Annotated in this window: 15 protein-coding genes; 9 read left to right on the plus strand and 6 right to left on the minus strand. The window is 40.2% G+C overall.

Translation table 11 applies throughout. The features are described 5' to 3' along the window. Positions 1 to 379: 379 nt before the first annotated feature. On the minus strand, positions 380 to 862 hold the full coding sequence (locus OA91_RS01445; RefSeq protein WP_063337729.1) for an Lrp/AsnC family transcriptional regulator: 483 nt from the start codon (positions 860 to 862) through the stop codon (positions 380 to 382). Between the two features lie 275 nt (positions 863 to 1137). On the opposite strand from OA91_RS01445, the gene OA91_RS01450 reads away from it, so the two are divergent. The 9 genes from OA91_RS01450 to OA91_RS01490 all read left to right on the plus strand — a co-directional run bounded on the left by OA91_RS01450 (position 1138) and on the right by OA91_RS01490 (position 11013). Beyond that, positions 1138 to 1896, plus strand: a complete 759-nt coding sequence (locus OA91_RS01450; protein ID WP_063337730.1) for a maleate cis-trans isomerase family protein — start codon at positions 1138 to 1140, stop codon at positions 1894 to 1896. A gap of 37 nt (positions 1897 to 1933) precedes the next feature. Continuing rightward, on the plus strand, positions 1934 to 3094 hold the full coding sequence (locus tag OA91_RS01455; protein WP_063337731.1) for a M20 aminoacylase family protein: 1161 nt from the start codon (positions 1934 to 1936) through the stop codon (positions 3092 to 3094). A gap of 59 nt (positions 3095 to 3153) precedes the next feature. Further along, positions 3154 to 4191, plus strand: a complete 1038-nt coding sequence (locus OA91_RS01460) for a TRAP transporter substrate-binding protein (protein ID WP_046019719.1) — start codon at positions 3154 to 3156, stop codon at positions 4189 to 4191. 89 nt (positions 4192 to 4280) lie between these two features. Then, on the plus strand, positions 4281 to 4796 hold the full coding sequence (locus tag OA91_RS01465) for a TRAP transporter small permease (RefSeq protein WP_046019718.1): 516 nt from the start codon (positions 4281 to 4283) through the stop codon (positions 4794 to 4796). Positions 4797 to 4852: 56 nt separating this feature from the next. Beyond that, positions 4853 to 6199, plus strand: a complete 1347-nt coding sequence (locus OA91_RS01470) for a TRAP transporter large permease (protein ID WP_063337732.1) — start codon at positions 4853 to 4855, stop codon at positions 6197 to 6199. 74 nt (positions 6200 to 6273) lie between these two features. After that, entirely contained in the window at positions 6274 to 7467 is a 1194-nt protein-coding gene (locus OA91_RS01475; RefSeq protein ID WP_063337733.1) for a M24 family metallopeptidase, read from the plus strand. A 157-nt stretch (positions 7468 to 7624) separates the two neighbouring features. Beyond that, entirely contained in the window at positions 7625 to 8494 is an 870-nt protein-coding gene (locus tag OA91_RS01480; RefSeq protein ID WP_063337734.1) for a DMT family transporter, read from the plus strand. A gap of 266 nt (positions 8495 to 8760) precedes the next feature. Continuing rightward, positions 8761 to 9780, plus strand: a complete 1020-nt coding sequence (locus tag OA91_RS01485) for a formylglycine-generating enzyme family protein (RefSeq protein WP_063337735.1) — start codon at positions 8761 to 8763, stop codon at positions 9778 to 9780. Between the two features lie 222 nt (positions 9781 to 10002). After that, positions 10003 to 11013 (plus strand): formylglycine-generating enzyme family protein, encoded by a 1011-nt coding sequence (locus OA91_RS01490; protein WP_063337736.1) that lies wholly within the window; start codon positions 10003 to 10005, stop codon positions 11011 to 11013. A gap of 76 nt (positions 11014 to 11089) precedes the next feature. Here OA91_RS01490 and OA91_RS01495 read toward each other — a convergent pair whose 3' ends face one another. From OA91_RS01495 to OA91_RS01515, 5 genes are all read right to left on the minus strand, one after another. After that, positions 11090 to 13570, minus strand: coding sequence for a LysM peptidoglycan-binding domain-containing protein (locus tag OA91_RS01495; protein WP_063337737.1), 2481 nt, complete (start codon positions 13568 to 13570; stop codon positions 11090 to 11092). 10 nt (positions 13571 to 13580) lie between these two features. Next, positions 13581 to 14198, minus strand: coding sequence for a DUF4123 domain-containing protein (locus OA91_RS01500; RefSeq protein WP_063337738.1), 618 nt, complete (start codon positions 14196 to 14198; stop codon positions 13581 to 13583). Beyond that, a complete protein-coding gene (locus OA91_RS01505) occupies positions 14177 to 16288 on the minus strand; it encodes a type VI secretion system Vgr family protein (protein ID WP_063337880.1) in 2112 nt (703 codons plus the stop codon). Before OA91_RS01505 ends, OA91_RS01500 begins: the two co-directional genes overlap by 22 nt. A gap of 300 nt (positions 16289 to 16588) precedes the next feature. Beyond that, positions 16589 to 17197 carry a cob(I)yrinic acid a,c-diamide adenosyltransferase gene (gene cobO / locus OA91_RS01510; protein ID WP_063337739.1) on the minus strand — a complete coding sequence of 203 codons (609 nt, stop codon included), beginning with the start codon at positions 17195 to 17197 and terminating at the stop codon, positions 16589 to 16591. 110 nt (positions 17198 to 17307) lie between these two features. Continuing rightward, positions 17308 to 17790 (minus strand): SRPBCC family protein, encoded by a 483-nt coding sequence (locus OA91_RS01515; RefSeq protein ID WP_063337740.1) that lies wholly within the window; start codon positions 17788 to 17790, stop codon positions 17308 to 17310. Positions 17791 to 17792 lie beyond the last annotated feature (2 nt).

Raw genomic sequence — 17792 nt, forward strand, 5'->3', positions numbered from 1 at the left:
CTATAGATGATGATTTATATCGCATCACTTTATGTGAGCGATTTAACTTAAAACCATTAAAACATTCGTCATAAAACACTTTTATCTTAAGGCGACCCTAAACAAGCTCTATCAACCTTTTGATTAATCAATAACGCCTAAATAGAAACACTCACTTCATTAAAGCAAGCGTTTTTATAACGTCTTAAAATTGTCTTATGTTCTTTATCTACTAGCAAAAATTAACGCATTTATTAGAACAACTAAAATGAATTTTCATCCCATTTTATTGAGCAAAATAAATATAAAAAATATTCAACATAATTAAACTGTATGACGGTATTTTTAAAGATAAAAACACTTTAAAACCAAATAATTACAAGTATAAATCACTATTCAACTAAAGCATTAACGGCACAGATAGACCGACTTTTACGGGATCCATCACCACATTCGTCTCAAAATGGCGGATATTTAAATTCTCAAAAAAGACTTGCCGTGTGAAAGCTTCATAGTCAGACATATCTTTTGCGGTGACCACTAAAATGAAATCCGCACTTCCGGTTACGTAATAACATTGTTGAACATAAGTATGGCGCTTCATTTCTCTTTTGAAGGTATCTAATAAGTCCAATCTCTCTCTTTCTAACGTCACTTGTACTATTAAAGTCACATTACGGTCGACTGCTTTTGGATTTACCACGGCGACATCTGCACTAATAATATTTTGTTCACGCATACGTTTCATGCGCCTTTGTACGGCAGCAGCAGATAACCCGATTTGGTCGGCAATTTGCTCTGATGTTGCACGGTTAGACTGTTGAATAATATCGAGAATTTTGGCATCGAAATTATCATAGTTACTGGATTGGAAATCACTCATAGAAGGCTTACCTACTTACTTTGTACTAGCTAATAAACAAAAGCGCGTATTTTAAAATTTAAAGACTGCTTTCATAGTGAAGAATTCTTACGTGAGTTTTTACGCATATTTACTTAAATTTTGCGGCGGTTCTTCATCCTGCCCTTGTTATTGCATGAATTTCCGCATTTCAAAGGCGTAGCATGGATACATGACTTAGCCACGTAGCAAAACTAAGACATACCTAGTTTGAACACAGGACAAGTTAAACAGTCCGATTCTGATAAGAGAGCATGATGAAAATAATAAACGTACAACATCAGCAACCTTTAGAACGTCTCGCTCCAGCAGGACGAATTGGTGTTATTTCTTTAGCAACAGATTTCAATATCGAAACAGATCTGTCGCGTATGTATCCAGATGATGTGCAGTTTTTTACCAGTCGAGTCAAAAATGTAAACCCTTTGACCATTGAAAACCTGCGCACCATGGCACCCGGTATCACAGATACAGCAGCCACTCTACTACCAGGTACCCGACTTGATGCCGTCATGTATGCATGCACCTCAGGCACAATTGCCATTGGTGTAGAGCGTATCACTGAGCTTATTCAACAAGCTCAACCCGGTGTCCCCGTGACTAACCCAGTTACCTCAGCCATCACTGCATTTGATCGCTTCAAAGCCAAAAAAATATCGATTCTTACCCCTTATACAGAAACCGTTAACCAAGAAGTTGCCGATTTTTTCAGTAACCAAGGATACGAAGTACTCAGTATTGCAGGGTTTGGTTTTGAAGATGATACAGCCATGACTTATATCACACCTCAGGATATCCAAGATGCCGCTCTCGCTACATGTGATGAAGAGGCAGACCTCATGTTTATTTCCTGTACAGCATTGCGGGCCTCTTTAGTACTAGACACGTTAGAAGCCAAACTCAAAATCCCAGTAATTAGTAGCAACCAAGCTTTGGCTTGGCACAGTTTGCAATTGCTTCAATACCCTAAACAAGTACCTGGATTTGGCAGCTTACTTTTACAAAAGCACCTTTAAGCAACCTTAACCTTCATTAGAAAAGAGAAGTTTAGATATGTCATTAGACCCACAATTAATAAAACAAATGACCCAATGGCGTCATCATATGCATAGCTTTCCTGAGTGTGGTTTTGATTTACCACTGACAGCAGACTTTATTGCAGAAAAATTAGAAAGCTTTGGCCTTGAAGTCATTCGTAATATTGGTAAACAAGGCATAGTGGCCGTGTTAAGAAGTGGTGATGGCCAAAAAAGCATAGGATTGCGTGCCGATATGGACGCCCTTTTTATCAATGAAGAAAATACTTTTTCCCATTGCTCACAGCACCAAGGACAAATGCATGCCTGTGGCCATGATGGTCACTCTGCCATGCTTTTAGGTGCAGCGAGTTATCTTGCTCAAAACAAAGACTTTAACGGTACGGTTTACTTTATCTTTCAACCAGATGAAGAGCATGGCGAAGGTGCACAAGCCATGATAGATGATGGCCTATTTGAACGCTTTAAGATTGATGCGGTTTACGGGCTACACAATATGCCGGGGCTCGCTGAAGGCAAATATATTGTGAGACCCGGCTCTCTAATGGCCAGCGAAACCAGTTTTGAAATTGTCGTAAATGGCATTGGTGGACATGCGGCGATGCCACATAAAGGCGTTGACCCAATTGTCGTCGGTTCTCAAATCATTCTAGGGCTACAAACCATTGTCTCTCGTAACCTCAATGCCATAGAAGAAACCGCGGTTGTTTCTGCCACAGAGTTTCTAACCAATGGCACAGTGAACGTTATTCCTTCACAAGTCACTATTAAAGGCGACTGTCGCTGCTTTAGTGAGGCAAGCCTTGCAAAAATTGAAGAGAGCATGGAACGCATTGTCTCTGGTATTTGCCATGCTGCGGGCGCGGAATATGAATTCACATTTACCAATGCATTTTACCCTACAGTAAACAACCCAATTCAAACGGAACATGCTATTGCAGCAGCGAACAAAGTTTTTGGCAAAGACAACGTTGATCCAGATTGCTTGCCTCTTACAATTTCGGAAGATTTCTCCAGCATGCTAAGGGTGAAACCAGGCTGTTACGCCCTTATTGGCAATGGGGTGGAATCTGTTGGTGGCTGTGCACTTCATAACCCTAATTACGACTTTAACGACAATATTCTTGGCTATGGCGCTCAATACTGGGTGCAACTAGTCACTGATCAATTGACCTAATTAATAGGCAATCAACCAAGCAAACCTTAACTCTAAAAATAAAATCTAAGGATATTCACATGAAAAAACTATTAACCACACTACTCGCAATGGGCATTAGCATGGGTGCTAGCGCAGAAACTTGGAAGTTTGCCTCAGAAGAAGATAAAAAAGATGTGCAAGATATCTTTGCACAAACCTTTGCTAAAACGATCAAAAAAGAATCCGATGGTGATATTCGTGTCAAAGTTTATTACTACGGCCAGCTTGGCACAGAGAATGACATTGTTGAGCTCACTGCCAAAGGCACAGTGCAATTTGTGTCTGTGGGTACTGGGCACCTAGGCTCATACGTACCTGAAGTACAAGCTCTGAGCGTACCTTACGTAATGGGCACAGAAACAGACGTTGTACGTGAAGTATTAACAGGGAGTAAAACCATTTATGAAGACCTTGCTGATAAGTTTGAGCGCGTAAACTTGAAGCTACTTACCATGATCTCAGAAGGTGAAATGGTATGGGGTGCTAATAAGCCTATCCGTAGTCCAGAAGATTTTGCTGGTCAAAAAATTCGTACTTTCACATCAACCATCCCAGTTGAAACTTATAAAGCTTTTGGTGCGACACCAACACCTTTATCTTGGGGTGAAGTCTATGGTGCACTTCAACTTAAAACCGTTGATGGCATGGTTAACCCTATCTACTTCGTGTACAACGCAAAATGGCATGAAGTACAAGATTACCTCATGCTACCTGGCCAACAGCCTTACGTTGGTACAGTGTCAACTAACAGCAAATGGTTCAACGGCCTTTCAAGTGAAAAACAAGCTATGGTTCGTAAAGCCATTAAGGTAGCTGAACAAGCCGCACATGATTACCAGCTAAAAATCAATGCTGAGAACATGAAGAAAATCATGGCTGAACGCCCTGACATGCAGGTTGTTACCCTAAACGCAGATGAACGCGCTCGTTTCAAAGCGTTAAGCACAAACCTACACGAGACCTACTACAATGTGGTTGAAAATGCTTATCAAGGTAGTGATAAAGCAGAAGCTCGTGCCGGTGCGAAGAAAATTCTTCAAAGCTTAATTCAAGAAGTTAACGACGCCTCTATGTAATACCTCAAGACTTAGACCTAACCCTATACACAAGGACAGAGGTTAGGTCTAAGCATTTGTTTTAGTCTGCTTTATTAAGGTGTGTTCTTATGAAAAAAATCCTCTTTCACATCAGTCGTATTACTGAAACGATCGAAAAAACCATTGTTTTTTCGTCTATTCTGCTGATGATGGCCAATTCCACTGCTAACGCGATAGGTCGTTATGCTTTTGGCAAGAGCCTCTTCTTTTCGGAAGAACTCAACCAGTTTTTAATAGTTGCGGTTACCTTTATTGGTTTTGCTTACGCGGTTAGAAAAGGCCGTAACATTCGCATGACAGCGCTCTATGACTCACTTAATTTTCCGGCAAGAAAGTTCATTGCGACATTAATCGCCATTACAACAGGCCTTTTGATGTTTTACCTTTCTTATAAAGCCTATATCTATGTCATGGAAGTTAAAGACCTAAACCGTTTAAGCCCTGCATTACAGTTTCCTGTTTATTTGGTTTTCTCAATCATCCCTATTGGTTTAGCGATGGCAGGACTCCAGTACATTATTGCCTTCTTTATGAACCTTACCCATAAGGAGATTTACTTATCTCACGACACAGTTGATATCTAACATTGTGAATCAGCATCAGGTTATCAGCTTCTTTAAGGTTTAATGAGTACCCTTTTATGAGTTCATTTATCGAGTTTTTTTCAGACATTATTGCCGGTGAATTAGACATTTATGTTGTCACTTTCACGCTTGTGGCAAGCATGGTTATTCTATTATTTTTAAGTTTCCCTATGGTGGTGCCATTAGCCGTTGGCGCTTTGATTGGCTTAATCCACTTTTCAGGCATAGATACAGGTGTTGTCATTCAACAAATGATCACAGGTATTTCCCCTAATGCCTTAATTGCCGTACCTATGTTTATTTTGGCAGCCGACATTATGACGCGCGGCCATACGGCAAATAATTTATTAGGCTTAATTCAGGCTTTTATTGGCCATTTACGTGGCGGCCTACCTATTACAGCTTGCATTAGCTGCACTCTATTTGGCTCTGTTTCAGGCTCGACACAGGCAACGGTTGTGTCTGTTGGCCAGATCATGCGCCCAAGATTATTACAAGCAGGTTATAAAGACAGTTTTGTCATGGCGCTAATTATCAATGCCAGTGACATAGCCTTCTTAATACCACCAAGTATTGGTTTAATTCTGTATGGCACATTGGCTAACACCAGTGTGGGTGAGCTCTTTATTGCCGGGATTGGACCAGGCATTCTGCTGGCTATCATGTTCTCAGCTTACTGCTACTTTTATAGCGTATTACAAGGCGACAGCATTACCTTAGTCGAAAAAGCGTCACTTAAAGAGAGAGTCACCGCGTTTAAAAAAGCACTGATTCCATTGGGTTTTCCTGCTTTAATTGTCGGTGGTATCTACTCTGGCGCTGTAACGCCAACCGAAGCGGCGTCCTTTTCAGTGCTTTATGCCATCATAGTTGAGTGCTTTGTTTATCGTCAGCTTAGCTTAAAAGATGTAATAGATGCGGCCCTAAGTACAGGTTTGATTACTGCCGTTGTTTTCATCCTTGTGGGTATGGGCCAAGCGTTCTCTTGGTACATTTCATTCGAACAAATTCCACAAGACTTACTTGCACCACTGAACCTTGAAGATGCTTCTAAAGAGTACATTCTCTTTGTAATTGCCTTAAGCTTTTTTGTGGGCTGCATGTTTGTAGATTCACTCGTCGTACTCGTGATTCTCACACCAATTTTTGTCCCTATCGTGGATGCCGCGGGCTTAGACCCAGTGCTGGTGGGTGTCATGATTACACTACAAATGGCTATTGGGTCCGCCACACCTCCCTTTGGTTGTGATATTTTCACGGCAATCGCTATTTTCAATAAACCTTATATGGAAGTCATTAGAGGGACACTCCCCTTCATACTTATCTTATTTACCATGTCAGCGTTATTGATCTATTTCCCTGATATTGCCCTATTACTTCGCGATCTGGCATTTTCTGACTGACACTTAACTAAAACTTGCTAAGCATGATCTTATGATCATGCTTAGCACATTAAATACAGAGAATAAAAATAATCATGAATACAGAATTAATTGCACCACCACGTGGCTTTGATCAAGCTGAATTTGAGCAAAGAACCGAAAGACTTCAAGCGTTAATGGGGCAACAAAATATCGATGCCCTATTTTTAACAACTGAGCCAGAGTTTCGTTACTTCAGCGGTTTTAAATCCCAATTTTGGGAAAGCCCGACAAGGCCTTGGTTTTTAGTAATTCCTGTAGCAGGTAAACCGATTGCCGTGGTGCCAGAAATTGGTAAAGCAGGCTTTGATGAAACTTGGATAGAGGATGTCAGATGCTGGCCATCTCCTAGACCAGAAGATGATGGTATTAGCTTACTAAGCGATACCTTGATAGAAGAATCAAACACCAGTTTTCAAATTGGCGCCATGCTTGGCCCAGAAACCCACTTACGTATGCCCGCTGATAACTATCAGGCGTTAAAACGTGCGTTAGGCCAAAGTATCGGCCGTCATCAAATACAAGATATCAGTGGCTTAATTAGACAAGTGCGCAGTGTTAAATCCCCTGCTGAAGTCGCCAAAACACGTTTTGCTTGTGACGTTACGGCAGCAGGCTTTGATTATCTACTTGAGAACCTAAAAGCAGGCATGACAGAAAGACAAGCCTGTAAAGCCATGCAATTAGAAATGCTGCGCCTTGGTGCTGATACTTGCCCTTACCTTATCTCCGCCTCCGGTAAAGATGGTTACGACAATATCATCATGGGGCCAACGGATCGCATTCTCACCCAAGGAGATGTATTGATCATAGATACAGGTGCGAATTTTGATGGTTACTTTAGCGACTTTGACCGTAACTATGCCTTTGGCCAAGTCGATAAACAAACCCATTATGCTTATGAGGCGGTTTACGCCTCCACAGAAGCAGGGCTAGAAACAGCAAGTGCAGGTAAAACCACAGGAGATGTCTGGCAAGCCATGTGGGATGTACTCGAAAGTGCTGGTGCATTGGGTAATGATGTAGGCCGAATGGGTCACGGATTAGGTATGCAGCTAACTGAATGGCCTTCAAATGTCGAAAACGGTGACGTGACTTTAGAAGCCGGCATGATACTAACACTTGAGCCCGGGATGACCTTCGCACCAGGAAAAATGATGGTGCATGAAGAAAACATCCTCATCACTGAAACAGGCTGTGAGCTATTACACAAACGTGCTTGGCCAAAACTGCCTGTGATAAATAAGTAATTCAATTCAATCTCAATAAAGAAATACAAAAATAGATAAACGGGTTATGACTAATACTCGTTTATCTGCAAGTGTCTGATAACTATAAAGCTTCAAATAAAGCTAGTCATATTTCGACTCTTAATTCCTCTCCACTCGCATTTAAATGAGATGCCTTATGCATTCTACAAAAACCTTATCAAGTCGATCACAAGGTGTGCTCTATTGTTTAATCGGCGCTTTATTATTAACGCCCGATGCGTTAATTATTCGCTGGTTATCAATAGAGCATCATGAAGTCTTATTTTGGCGCGGGTTATTTTTTACTTTTGGTTTTTTCTTTATTGTTGTTTTTCGACACAGAGGTAAAACATTTAGAGCCATTTACCAGGCTGGTTGGGCGGGTGTTATAAGCGGTTTTTTATTTGCTATGAATACCTATTTTTATACTCAAGCATTACAACTAACCAGTGCCGCAGCCGCCATGATGATTATTAGTACTGCCCCCGTTTTTGCAGCTATTGTCTCTTGGCTTTTCTTAAAAGAAAGAATCAGTCTCCCTCTTCTTTTAACCATTACCTGCACCTTGCTCGGTATGGGCATCATTCTAAGTGATGGCGATGGCATCAATAGTCTAAAAGGAAATTTAATGGCGATGGGCTGTGCCATATTCATGGCATTAAACTTTAACTGGGCTCGTTATCACAGCCCGAAAGACATCACCCCGGGCCTTGTTTTTGGGGGGCTCATGGTGTTTGTTTTAGGCTATCTCACCACGCCAAGTATTAGCGCGAGCACAAGCGAGATTGGCTTTATGTTTCTATCAGCAGCCTTCTTAATGCCAATTGGTTTTGTCATGCTGCAAATAGCCCCAAAGTACATTAGTGCGACCGAAGTCAGCCTCTTTCTATTATTGGAATCTGTCATTGCCCCTATCTGGGTTTGGATAGGGCTTGGTGAACTCCCCAGTACAACTACCTTATTAGGCAGCCTAATAGTGTTGATCGCTTTAATTATTTACAACTTAATGCTGATTAAAAAGCGTTAAGTATTCAACTTTAAAATTTAATTTCGCAGCTATAAAAAACTAAACATCCTGAGTATATTAATAAATATGTAATTTAAAATTAAACTATCAGAATAAAACATTATTTCCGGGCAAGAAATTGCCCAGAAAACAGTTATCTAATACTTTTTTGTAAATTTTATAACAAAGCCCCCTTAATACTTCTTCACTCCTACAATCACCTTTATACTTGTCTCATCACCAGAATGAAGACTCGAGAAACAAACAAATTATTCAAGGAAGAAAAAGTGTTAAAGACAAAATTAGCGACATTATCCATTGTATTTCCATTACTAACAGCCTGTGGTGGAAACGCCTTGCAAGTTAAAAGCGAGCACGTATCCGATGAGAAAATTACTGAAATAATAGCCAATATTGAAAACCTCTACCCTGATGCCGGTAAAGAGCTTAAGCAACACATTTTAGAAGTCGCTGTGAAATCTATCGATGATATGGTTTTTATCGAAGGTGGCAGCTTTATGATGGGCGATTTTTTAGCACCTTGCGATGCTGTTGATTCAGATAAAATGATTTGGACGCTCGAAGCGGCCTGTATTTCAAGCTATACCTCCTATGACACAGGGGCTATTGATCTACATAAAGTAACCCTATCAAACTACTCTCTTTCCAAATACGAAACTACTTACTTTGAATTCGACGCCTTTAGGCTTTCTAATGGATTAAAAGTGATTAAGCATGACAAAAGAGTAACTACCCCCCCAGAATCGCTCTCAAGATATTACGATTACCCTACGCCGCTAAAGAACTGGCAAGAAGCCAAAGACTATTGTACTTGGGTTGCTAAATTAACAGACTTGCCTTTTGATCTTCCAACAGAAGCACAATGGGAATACGCAGCCCGTAATCAGGGCAAAAACGTGTATTACGCAACGAACGATGGATCCATAAGGTTTGAAGAAGGCGCTTTAATAGGCCAGGATGGTAGTTATCATGAATATACCCAAGATGAGATAAATTATGAGAATGATTATCAAAAAGTAGGATTATTACCACCTAACCCTCTTGGCCTTTATGACATGACGGGAAATACATCTGAAATAGTTAATGATTGGTACTCTTCTGATTATTATAAAAACTCACCAGAATATAACCCTCAAGGCCCTAGAGCAGGTAAAATGAAATCGAGGCGTGATTTAAGAGGCGATAAACGATTTGTTACAACTCGCGGTTCTTTTGGCAGCCAAACTAAACATATGTCTTCATTTGGCTTTCGTTGTGCCCTCCAACAAACAGCAGCTGCTTGGTAGTTCTTACATCTATATAAAGTTGAAAACTTAGTTAGTTAATTTGTAACAACTTATCTAAAAATCAGGCAATAAATTGCCCAGAAAACAGCTATTTAAACCTTTTATGTAAATTTTCTAACAAAACATCTTTAATACTTCTTCATCCCTAAAATCGCCTTTATACTTGCCTCATAGCTAGAGTTAAGCACTCCCGAAACAGAAAAATGATTCAAGGAAGAAAAAGTGTTAAAGACAAAGTTAGCGACATTATCCATTGTATTTCCATTACTAACAGCCTGTGGTGGGAACGCCTTGCAAGTTAAAAGCGAAAATGTCTCCAATGAGAAAATTGATGAGATAATAGCCAATATTGAAAGTCTCTATCCTGATGCAGATAAAGAGCTCAAACAGCATATTCTAGAAGTGGCTGTGAAATCTATTGATGATATGGTTTTTATTGAAGGTGGTAGCTTTATGATGGGAGACTTTAAAGCATCTTGTGAGCCTGTCGATATTGATCATCTAATTTGGAGTCCTAGTGACGACTGTGTCTATAGTAATGATGCGAGTTATCTGCACAAGGTCACCTTATCAAACTATTCTCTTTCCAAATACGAAACGACCTACTTTGAGTTTGATGCTTTTAAAATGGCAAATAATCTTCCTGTACTAAGAGCAGAAGAAAGAATCGAATACCCTGTCATAATTCAAGCAATCATGAATAAGCCCACTCCAATTAAAAAATGGCAAGAAGCAAAAGACTACTGTACTTGGGTCGCAAAATTAACTGATTTGCCCTTTGATTTACCCACAGAGGCGCAATGGGAATATGCTGCTCGTAACCGTGGAAAAAATATTTATTATGCAACCAACGATGGTTTTATTCGATATCTAGGTGGCTCTTTAAAATTCAATAACGGTACTTATAGAGAATATACTAAAGAGGAAGTTAACTACGAAAATGATTACCAAGAAGTAGGTCTTTTGCCTCCTAGTCCTTTAGGTCTATATGATATGACTGGTAATGCATCTGAAGTAGTTAATGATTGGTATTCTCCAAATTACTATAAAATTTCACCTAAAAATGACCCCCAAGGCCCTAAAATAGGGACCCAAAAATCACTCCGTGATTTGATTGGAGACTTTAGATTTGTGACCTCTAGAGGAAGCTTTTCAGATCAACCTGAATATTATGTTTCTTATGGTTTTCGTTGCGCCCTACAACAAGCGACCTCCCTTGATAGAAAACCCTAAATATAATATCAGCCCAAGTACAAAACTATATACTTGGGCTTTAATATAAAGCGTATTAGTCTAAGAATATTTACACTTAAACATATAGTTCATCTGTTTGTTTATAATTATGTAGCTTAATAACTTGCTGCTTAATCAATTCACGCTTTTGGATTTGTTGCTTTTTATTTATTGAAACAATATTAAAAGCTTTTTTTACAGGTGTTGATTGGCTCGGTAATTTAAAAGAGAGCTCATGAACCCAAGTATTAAAGCTATCTTGCTCTTCACCATCCAATATAGAGTTAATACGCGCCATATTATCAAATAATGCTTTATCACCTTTTTTTTCCGCATCTTGATTCATTCTTACCAAAACTTCTTCAAACTTACGCCAAGTTTTAATACCTGTAGATAGAAGTAGCATGATAGCTCTTTGCTGTTGCTCCTGCTGTCGATAATCATCCATATCAAAACTAATTACGAAAGTTGTTACTAAGGTATCCAGCATCATAGCAATTGTCTCAGGGGGTAATTGACTCATAGAAATCCCTGAAATAGTTTTTTGATCAAAAATAGACTCACTAATTTGCTTAGCTTCTGCAATTTTATAACTCTTTAAAGTCCATCTTTCATTTCTTTTTGCCCATTCGTTTCTTAGTTTATTTTCACCAGCAATTATCACAGATGAAAGCACCAACTTTGGTAATGCAAACCCCATATATGCAGCTCGATAAAAATAACCAAAAGCACTTTCACTCACATTATCAAGTTTACGGTTATCTGCCACTTCGAGTGCCAAAAAGACAACTTTAGCAAGCTCCCATAATTTACCTAATCCTACCTCAACCGCAAAACTGCCAGCCGCTCCAGGACCAAATACCAAACGCGCTGAACAAGCAAAACGAAATGAACCACCTTTCAATTGTATTTGAAAATCAACGGATGCCCCAATACCACCCGATAAAGCAACACCTCCACCGACTTTTGCTAATATCGCAAAATTTGATGAACCTACAGCTTTAGGAGACTGCCACTCAAGTGCACCATATAGCTCACCGCCTACTTGAGCACCTGCAAAAGCATCTCCCTTTAAACCAACACCACCCTTATCATTTACATCTAATCCAATCTTGGGAGATAGAAGTATACTCGCTCCAGCGTTAGCTCCTACAAAGCACACTAAACTGATACCTGCATTCACTCTAAAACAGCCTAGAGGGACTTTAGCAATTTTTTTATTTGCATCTTCGTAATTAATTCCTACGGGGTAACCTTTTTTGTAAGGCACATAGACTTTTGCTTCAACCTTACCTTCTGCTAAAGCAAAATTGGCTTGAGCACCGATATTCAGGTCAATTTTACCTTCCGTTAAATTGATATCTGTCTGGGCAGAGGCTTGTGCCGAAAAACGTAATAATTGCGCTTCCGCATTGGCAGCAAAACTCACTGTTCCATCATCATTCTTAATTGATTTTTCTGATTTCCATTTATCAAAAAAAGCATAATCAAAAAGCTTCCATTCTTTAATCTTTAGCTCAACTTTTGCTATCACTTTTTCTTGATCCGCATCTTTTACGCTGCTCTTAATATCATCAAGGATAGCTTTACCTATACGTGCTGGATCACGGGATATAAACGCATCCTTTAAAGCAGAAGTTACCGTCCGTTTAGACAAATAGTTTTCTATTTCGCGGGTAATAAATTCTTGTCTGACATAAACAAAACGATCTCGGCTAACGGTAAGAACTTCTACCACTCCATATCTAGCCACCGCTCTCTGTTTTAAAGTGATTTCTTTGCCTGCCATTTTTGATTGATCAACAGGTTTATAATCACTTTTTTGATAAGCAGGCTCTTTTTGCAACTGTTTATTCAGTAATGCCAGCTCACTGTCTATCTGCTCTAACTTTTTACGTTTTAAGGCAATGTCTGATTGCTGAGAGAAAAAAGGATGATACTCATGAATAAGCTCTCTTTGTCTTCCAAGCTCTTTGATACTTGCTTTAATAAAATCCTGACTTGGTAAGTTCTCATCTTTTGTTGAAGGCACTGTATTTGCTTTAATGGCACCTGCTTGATCAGCTTTTTTTACCCAAGTTTCTTTCTTTTTAGCATGCTCAATTAAATCTTGTTTTACTGCTGACGCACTGTCTGGTGCATTTGCAACTATGTCACGATAGTCCTGCATCAAACTATCGACAAAAGCGATTTCTTTTTCAAGTTCTTGGCAAGCTGATTCATCTAGAGGGTAATAGCTCTTATCATCTTGTGTAAGAAAGAGTACATCTTCAAAAGGTGTTACAACACAGGCAGGCTTACCTTCGATACAACCTTCTTCGTTAGCAGGTCTTTTAAGCTCGACAGGCGCTAGAGGCTCCGCTTCCTCTTCTTCTGTTTCTTCCGGTGTAACTGGCAAAAGAACAATTTGCCCCGGTTTAATTAAGTCAGGATTTAGATGGTACTGAGGGTTAAGCGCTAATAGCTCAAAATAATCAACATCTTGCTCATACGCAATTGCCATTAACTGATCATCGGGCTGCACAACATATTCACGGGTATAATTCGATTGGCTCATGTGTTTTGTTTCATCCTTGAAAACGAGCGTCTTGTAACGCTACTTGAAGTCTTTGCATGGTCTCTTTTAATGTTTGCGTCAAAGTGAGATGGTAATCAGTCACCTCATCTGAAGGATCTTGTTTCAAGCTATGCCATCCATGATGAAACCATTGTATTTCCTCTAAATGCCCCATCCATAAACTACGATCAATTTCACTTAAAGCGCCTAAAAAAACGGCTAAGTTTCTGGGATCATAAAAGCGTAGAAGTGCCTGATTTGCATCTTCCCCCGAAGAAACAATGAGTTTACTTTGACAATGCTGATATAGGTCTTCAAAACTAGCCTGAGAGGAGATAAGACAACCTGCTGGCGTTGACGTTAGTACATCATTTAATTGCTCAATAAGGGTACCTTCTGGGTGCAAATTCATAATAAAAGGCCCTTGATCTGCATTGTCGTTAAACAAGGTATTTTTAAACAAAGGCTGAATTTCAACCTCATGTAAAGTTTGATCTTGGTAAGCCCACTCTTTTATTGTTGGCACTAATAAAGAGTCGATAATGGCATAATGGTTTAGCTCATGATTAAAACTGGCTGCCTCTGTTTTTTGCCATGGCATTGACGCTAGGACTTGTGAATCGGACATGTACCACCCTCACCACAATTACACAGCTCAGTCACTAACGCGCCACTTTGAACTAACTCTGGATACTCAACCTCAACTGCTTCAAACGCCACTTCTTGTACATTGGCTTCCCCTGCGACAGCAGTACCTTTTTCCAGCGCTATCATGCTTGGGTCGATAACTTCGGCTAGTTCTAAGAACTTAGGTAACTCGGCTAACTCACCTGCATAAGCAGCACCGCTGCCAGCGCCACCGCCTGAGTTAAGGTTAATGGCCGCACCTGACATGCTGACACCTGCGGCATCTATTTTGACGGTACTGCCGCCCGCGCTTAATAACATTTCAGCACCCGCTTCGATAACCACCTTGGTGCCAGCTTTTAGAGTGACATCGGTCCCCGTTTGGATGGTGTGCTTGTCTGTAATTTTGATATGGAGTGAATCGTCTGTTTGCTGACTATGATCACCCGTGATGGTCTCAGTTTGATCTCCTTCTACTGTTAGGTTGTCATTGAGCCCAACTTGTTCAAACCTATCATTGCCTATGGTTTGAGTAAGGTCGTTCGCAATCGTTTCCGTTCTATCGTTTTGCACCTTAAGGTTTAAATCCTTCTGCGCATGTAGGTAGATTTCTTCTTGCTCTGCTTGGTCTTCAAAACTTAATTCGTTAAAGCCTTCCCCTTGGTGGGATTGGGTGCGAATCACTGTCTTACTTTTATGCTCAGGCAAAGCATAGGGAGGCTGGTTGTTCGCGTTATAAGTGCGCCCTGTCACAATCGGTTGATCAGGATCTCCTTCTAAGAAACTAACAATCACTTCATGGCCCACTCTAGGCAAAGTTTGCATGCCATATTGGCCACCAGCCCAACCTTGGGAAACACGCATCCAACAGCTAGAAAACTCGTCTGCTAACCCTAATCTATCCCAACTAAATTGCACCTTTACTCGGCCAAATTCGTCACAATAGATTTCTTCTCCAGCAGGACCAACGACCGTCGCTATTTGCGGGCCATCAACACAGGGCTTGCTATTAACATCAGGACGCCATTGGCGAGTTGCGGGAATGACATCAAACTGGTTGTTATAAGTGGTTGCACCCTCTCCGCCCATTTCCTCTAGTGCTTGAGGCTGATTACCTGTGTGTTCAACACTAACGATTAACCAATCCTGATTACATTCCTCTTGTGGATGCTCAAGTAAGCCAACTTTATGGCCAGACATTAAGCTAGCAAGGTTACTTTCACCTTTTGCAGTAATGGCTTCTTTTCTTATGGCATCCAGACGGTACTGTGAAAACGCTTTGCCACTGTCATCTGACTTATAGCGCCCAGGGTAATCATAGTGCTCATAAGTGACTTGTTGAGAGTCAAGGTCTGTTGCAATCGTTTCATGTAAAAAGCTGTATTCAGGGCGCTTAAAGCTATAATCTTTAAGCTGAACACTGGACACATCTGTTTCGGTATAACGTTTAAAAGTACGCACATAAGGGTGATCTGCCAAACTCCCACCTAAGGTATTATAAACAGCTGGCAAGGCTAAACTTGGCGCATTTTGGGTATCGTCACAGAAGACTAAAGTATGTTTCTCTTCTAGGTGACTAAAGTAATAAGTCAGACCCTCTTCTGCCGCTAAGCGACTGATGAAATCCAAGTCAGTTTCACGGTACTGTACGCAATACTCTCTTTGCTCACACACCCTAGCAGTGGCAAATGCATAATCTGTGATTCCCATTTCTTCGAGCAAAGAAGCCATAATTTCAGGCGCTGATAGCAGCTGAAAAATACGGCTATAATGTCTCAAGCTTGACCGTTTAAATGCGGGTACCATTTCGAGACGATAAAAACTGTGATGCAGGCCGGTATCCCCTCTTTCAAAGGTTTGCGCTATACCTTGCCATGATTGAGTGATTAAACCATTCTGCCAAACTTTTAAGCTAATATTCTTATCTAAAACCTGCTCTGGTGTGATTCTTTCATCACGGCTCGCCAGCGACACATCAAACTGAAATAAACGCGAAAGGGACTCTTGTCCTTTAAATTGAGTGACGACAAATGCCGTCTCAGGTAGGCCCTCTACCGTGAGGGTAAATTGCAGTCCACTATTTAGTGCCATGGGGTAATGTCCATATAAATCAAAAAAGTAAAAAGCGCCCAATCCATACGCCTATCAAAAGTTGCTCATATACTTTCATCATTGAGTTGACCCCACAATGAGAGTAAAAGCAGCCACTAGATGAGCAAAATTTATACCAAGGAAGAATAAAGCAGGAATCAGCGCTAATTAAGCTTCAAAGGCCCTACTTCTAGGCAAGTTGTTGCTAATTTTCGAGTAAATAATTGCCCAGAAAACAAAAAAGCCGATAACGAGTTTTCGTTATCAGCTTTTAAAAAAAACTTAAAAATCAATTCAGGCTTAGAACTCCAAGCCTTTTTGCGCTTTGATACCGCGCTTAAAAGCATGTTTTACTTCTTTAATTTCACTGACAGTATCTGCAATCTCAATTAGAGAGTCAGATGCACCACGGCCTGTAATCACAAGATGCTGAGTGTCTGGCCGCTGCATTATTGCATCCAACACGTGATCCTCTTCTAGATAATCGTAATGCAAAAGATAAGTCAGCTCATCCAGCACAACAAGGTCATAGCTGGCATCTTCTAACAAGGTTTTTGCTGAGGTCCAAGCCGCTTTTGACGAAGCGATATCTTGTTCTCTATTTTGGGTTTCCCAAGTAAAACCTGAATCCATAATAAACCAGTCTACATTTGGTTGGGCTTTGAAAAAACTGATTTCACCAGTATCCCAATCTCCCTTTAAAAACTGCACCACGCCTACCTTCATTCCATGGCCTAACGCTCTTGCTACCATACCTAACGCAGAACTAGATTTACCTTTGCCATTACCCGTTAGTAAGACAAAGGTTCCTTTATCCTGTTGAGCATTAGCAATACGCTTGTCCACATGCATTTTGATTTTTTGCATCCGTTTCGCATGTTGTTCAGGATCTTTTATTACTTTAGACATGGTCAAACACCGGTATTTAAAAGCTTAAATTAGGAGTTAATACTTTTGCTTTTATCTAGATACTTTTTTCTAGATATTTTTGTCTAGACACTTTTAACTCGATTAGATAGTTAGACGTTATCAAAATCATCTAAAGTATCATCGTCATTCGCAAGGGTTTCAAGCTTTTCCTTCAATGCCAGAAGATGAGCTTCTAGCAAGGCTTTAGTCAATAAATGCTCATTATTATAAGCACTCGTTTTCATCCAACCTTTATATTCCAACGTCATTTCCACATAAGTATGGCCCTTATCATTTAACGATAAGTGAGTCGTCCATCTCTCTTCTAACCACCAAGCATAAGCACGCTGAAAATGAATTGCTAAAAGATTAGGTGAAGACAACTGACTGACAATGCCCTTTCGAACTTGACGGCCACTTAAGGTATTGAGGGTAAATTTAACCGGGCTAGATAATAATGTAGAAGCGCTATCTAGCACCTCTACATGCATAACAGAGGGAGACCAAAGGCCATAGAGTTCGATATTCACTAATTGCAGCCACACTTCATCAATGTCAGCTGCAATTTCGATATCAAGGGAGCAAGTAAACAAGC

The sequence above is a fragment of the Marinomonas sp. SBI8L genome (genome assembly GCF_001624705.1).
GTDB lineage: Bacteria > Pseudomonadota > Gammaproteobacteria > Pseudomonadales > Marinomonadaceae > Marinomonas.

Bases quoted from the DNA above. Each gene is read 5' to 3' on its own strand.
- OA91_RS01445 (WP_063337729.1), bottom strand. From the start codon at position 862: ATGAGTGATTTCCAATCCAGTAACTATGATAATTTCGATGCCAAAATT.
- OA91_RS01500 (WP_063337738.1), bottom strand. From the start codon at position 14,198: ATGTCCGATTCACAAGTCCTAGCGTCAATGCCATGGCAAAAAACAGAG.
- OA91_RS01455 (WP_063337731.1), top strand. From the start codon at position 1,934: ATGTCATTAGACCCACAATTAATAAAACAAATGACCCAATGGCGTCAT.
- OA91_RS01495 (WP_063337737.1), bottom strand. From the start codon at position 13,570: ATGAGCCAATCGAATTATACCCGTGAATATGTTGTGCAGCCCGATGAT.
- OA91_RS01450 (WP_063337730.1), top strand. From the start codon at position 1,138: ATGAAAATAATAAACGTACAACATCAGCAACCTTTAGAACGTCTCGCT.
- OA91_RS01475 (WP_063337733.1), top strand. From the start codon at position 6,274: ATGAATACAGAATTAATTGCACCACCACGTGGCTTTGATCAAGCTGAA.
- OA91_RS01480 (WP_063337734.1), top strand. From the start codon at position 7,625: ATGCATTCTACAAAAACCTTATCAAGTCGATCACAAGGTGTGCTCTAT.
- OA91_RS01460 (WP_046019719.1), top strand. From the start codon at position 3,154: ATGAAAAAACTATTAACCACACTACTCGCAATGGGCATTAGCATGGGT.
- OA91_RS01505 (WP_063337880.1), bottom strand. From the start codon at position 16,288: ATGGCACTAAATAGTGGACTGCAATTTACCCTCACGGTAGAGGGCCTA.
- cobO (WP_063337739.1), bottom strand. From the start codon at position 17,197: ATGTCTAAAGTAATAAAAGATCCTGAACAACATGCGAAACGGATGCAA.
- OA91_RS01465 (WP_046019718.1), top strand. From the start codon at position 4,281: ATGAAAAAAATCCTCTTTCACATCAGTCGTATTACTGAAACGATCGAA.
- OA91_RS01470 (WP_063337732.1), top strand. From the start codon at position 4,853: ATGAGTTCATTTATCGAGTTTTTTTCAGACATTATTGCCGGTGAATTA.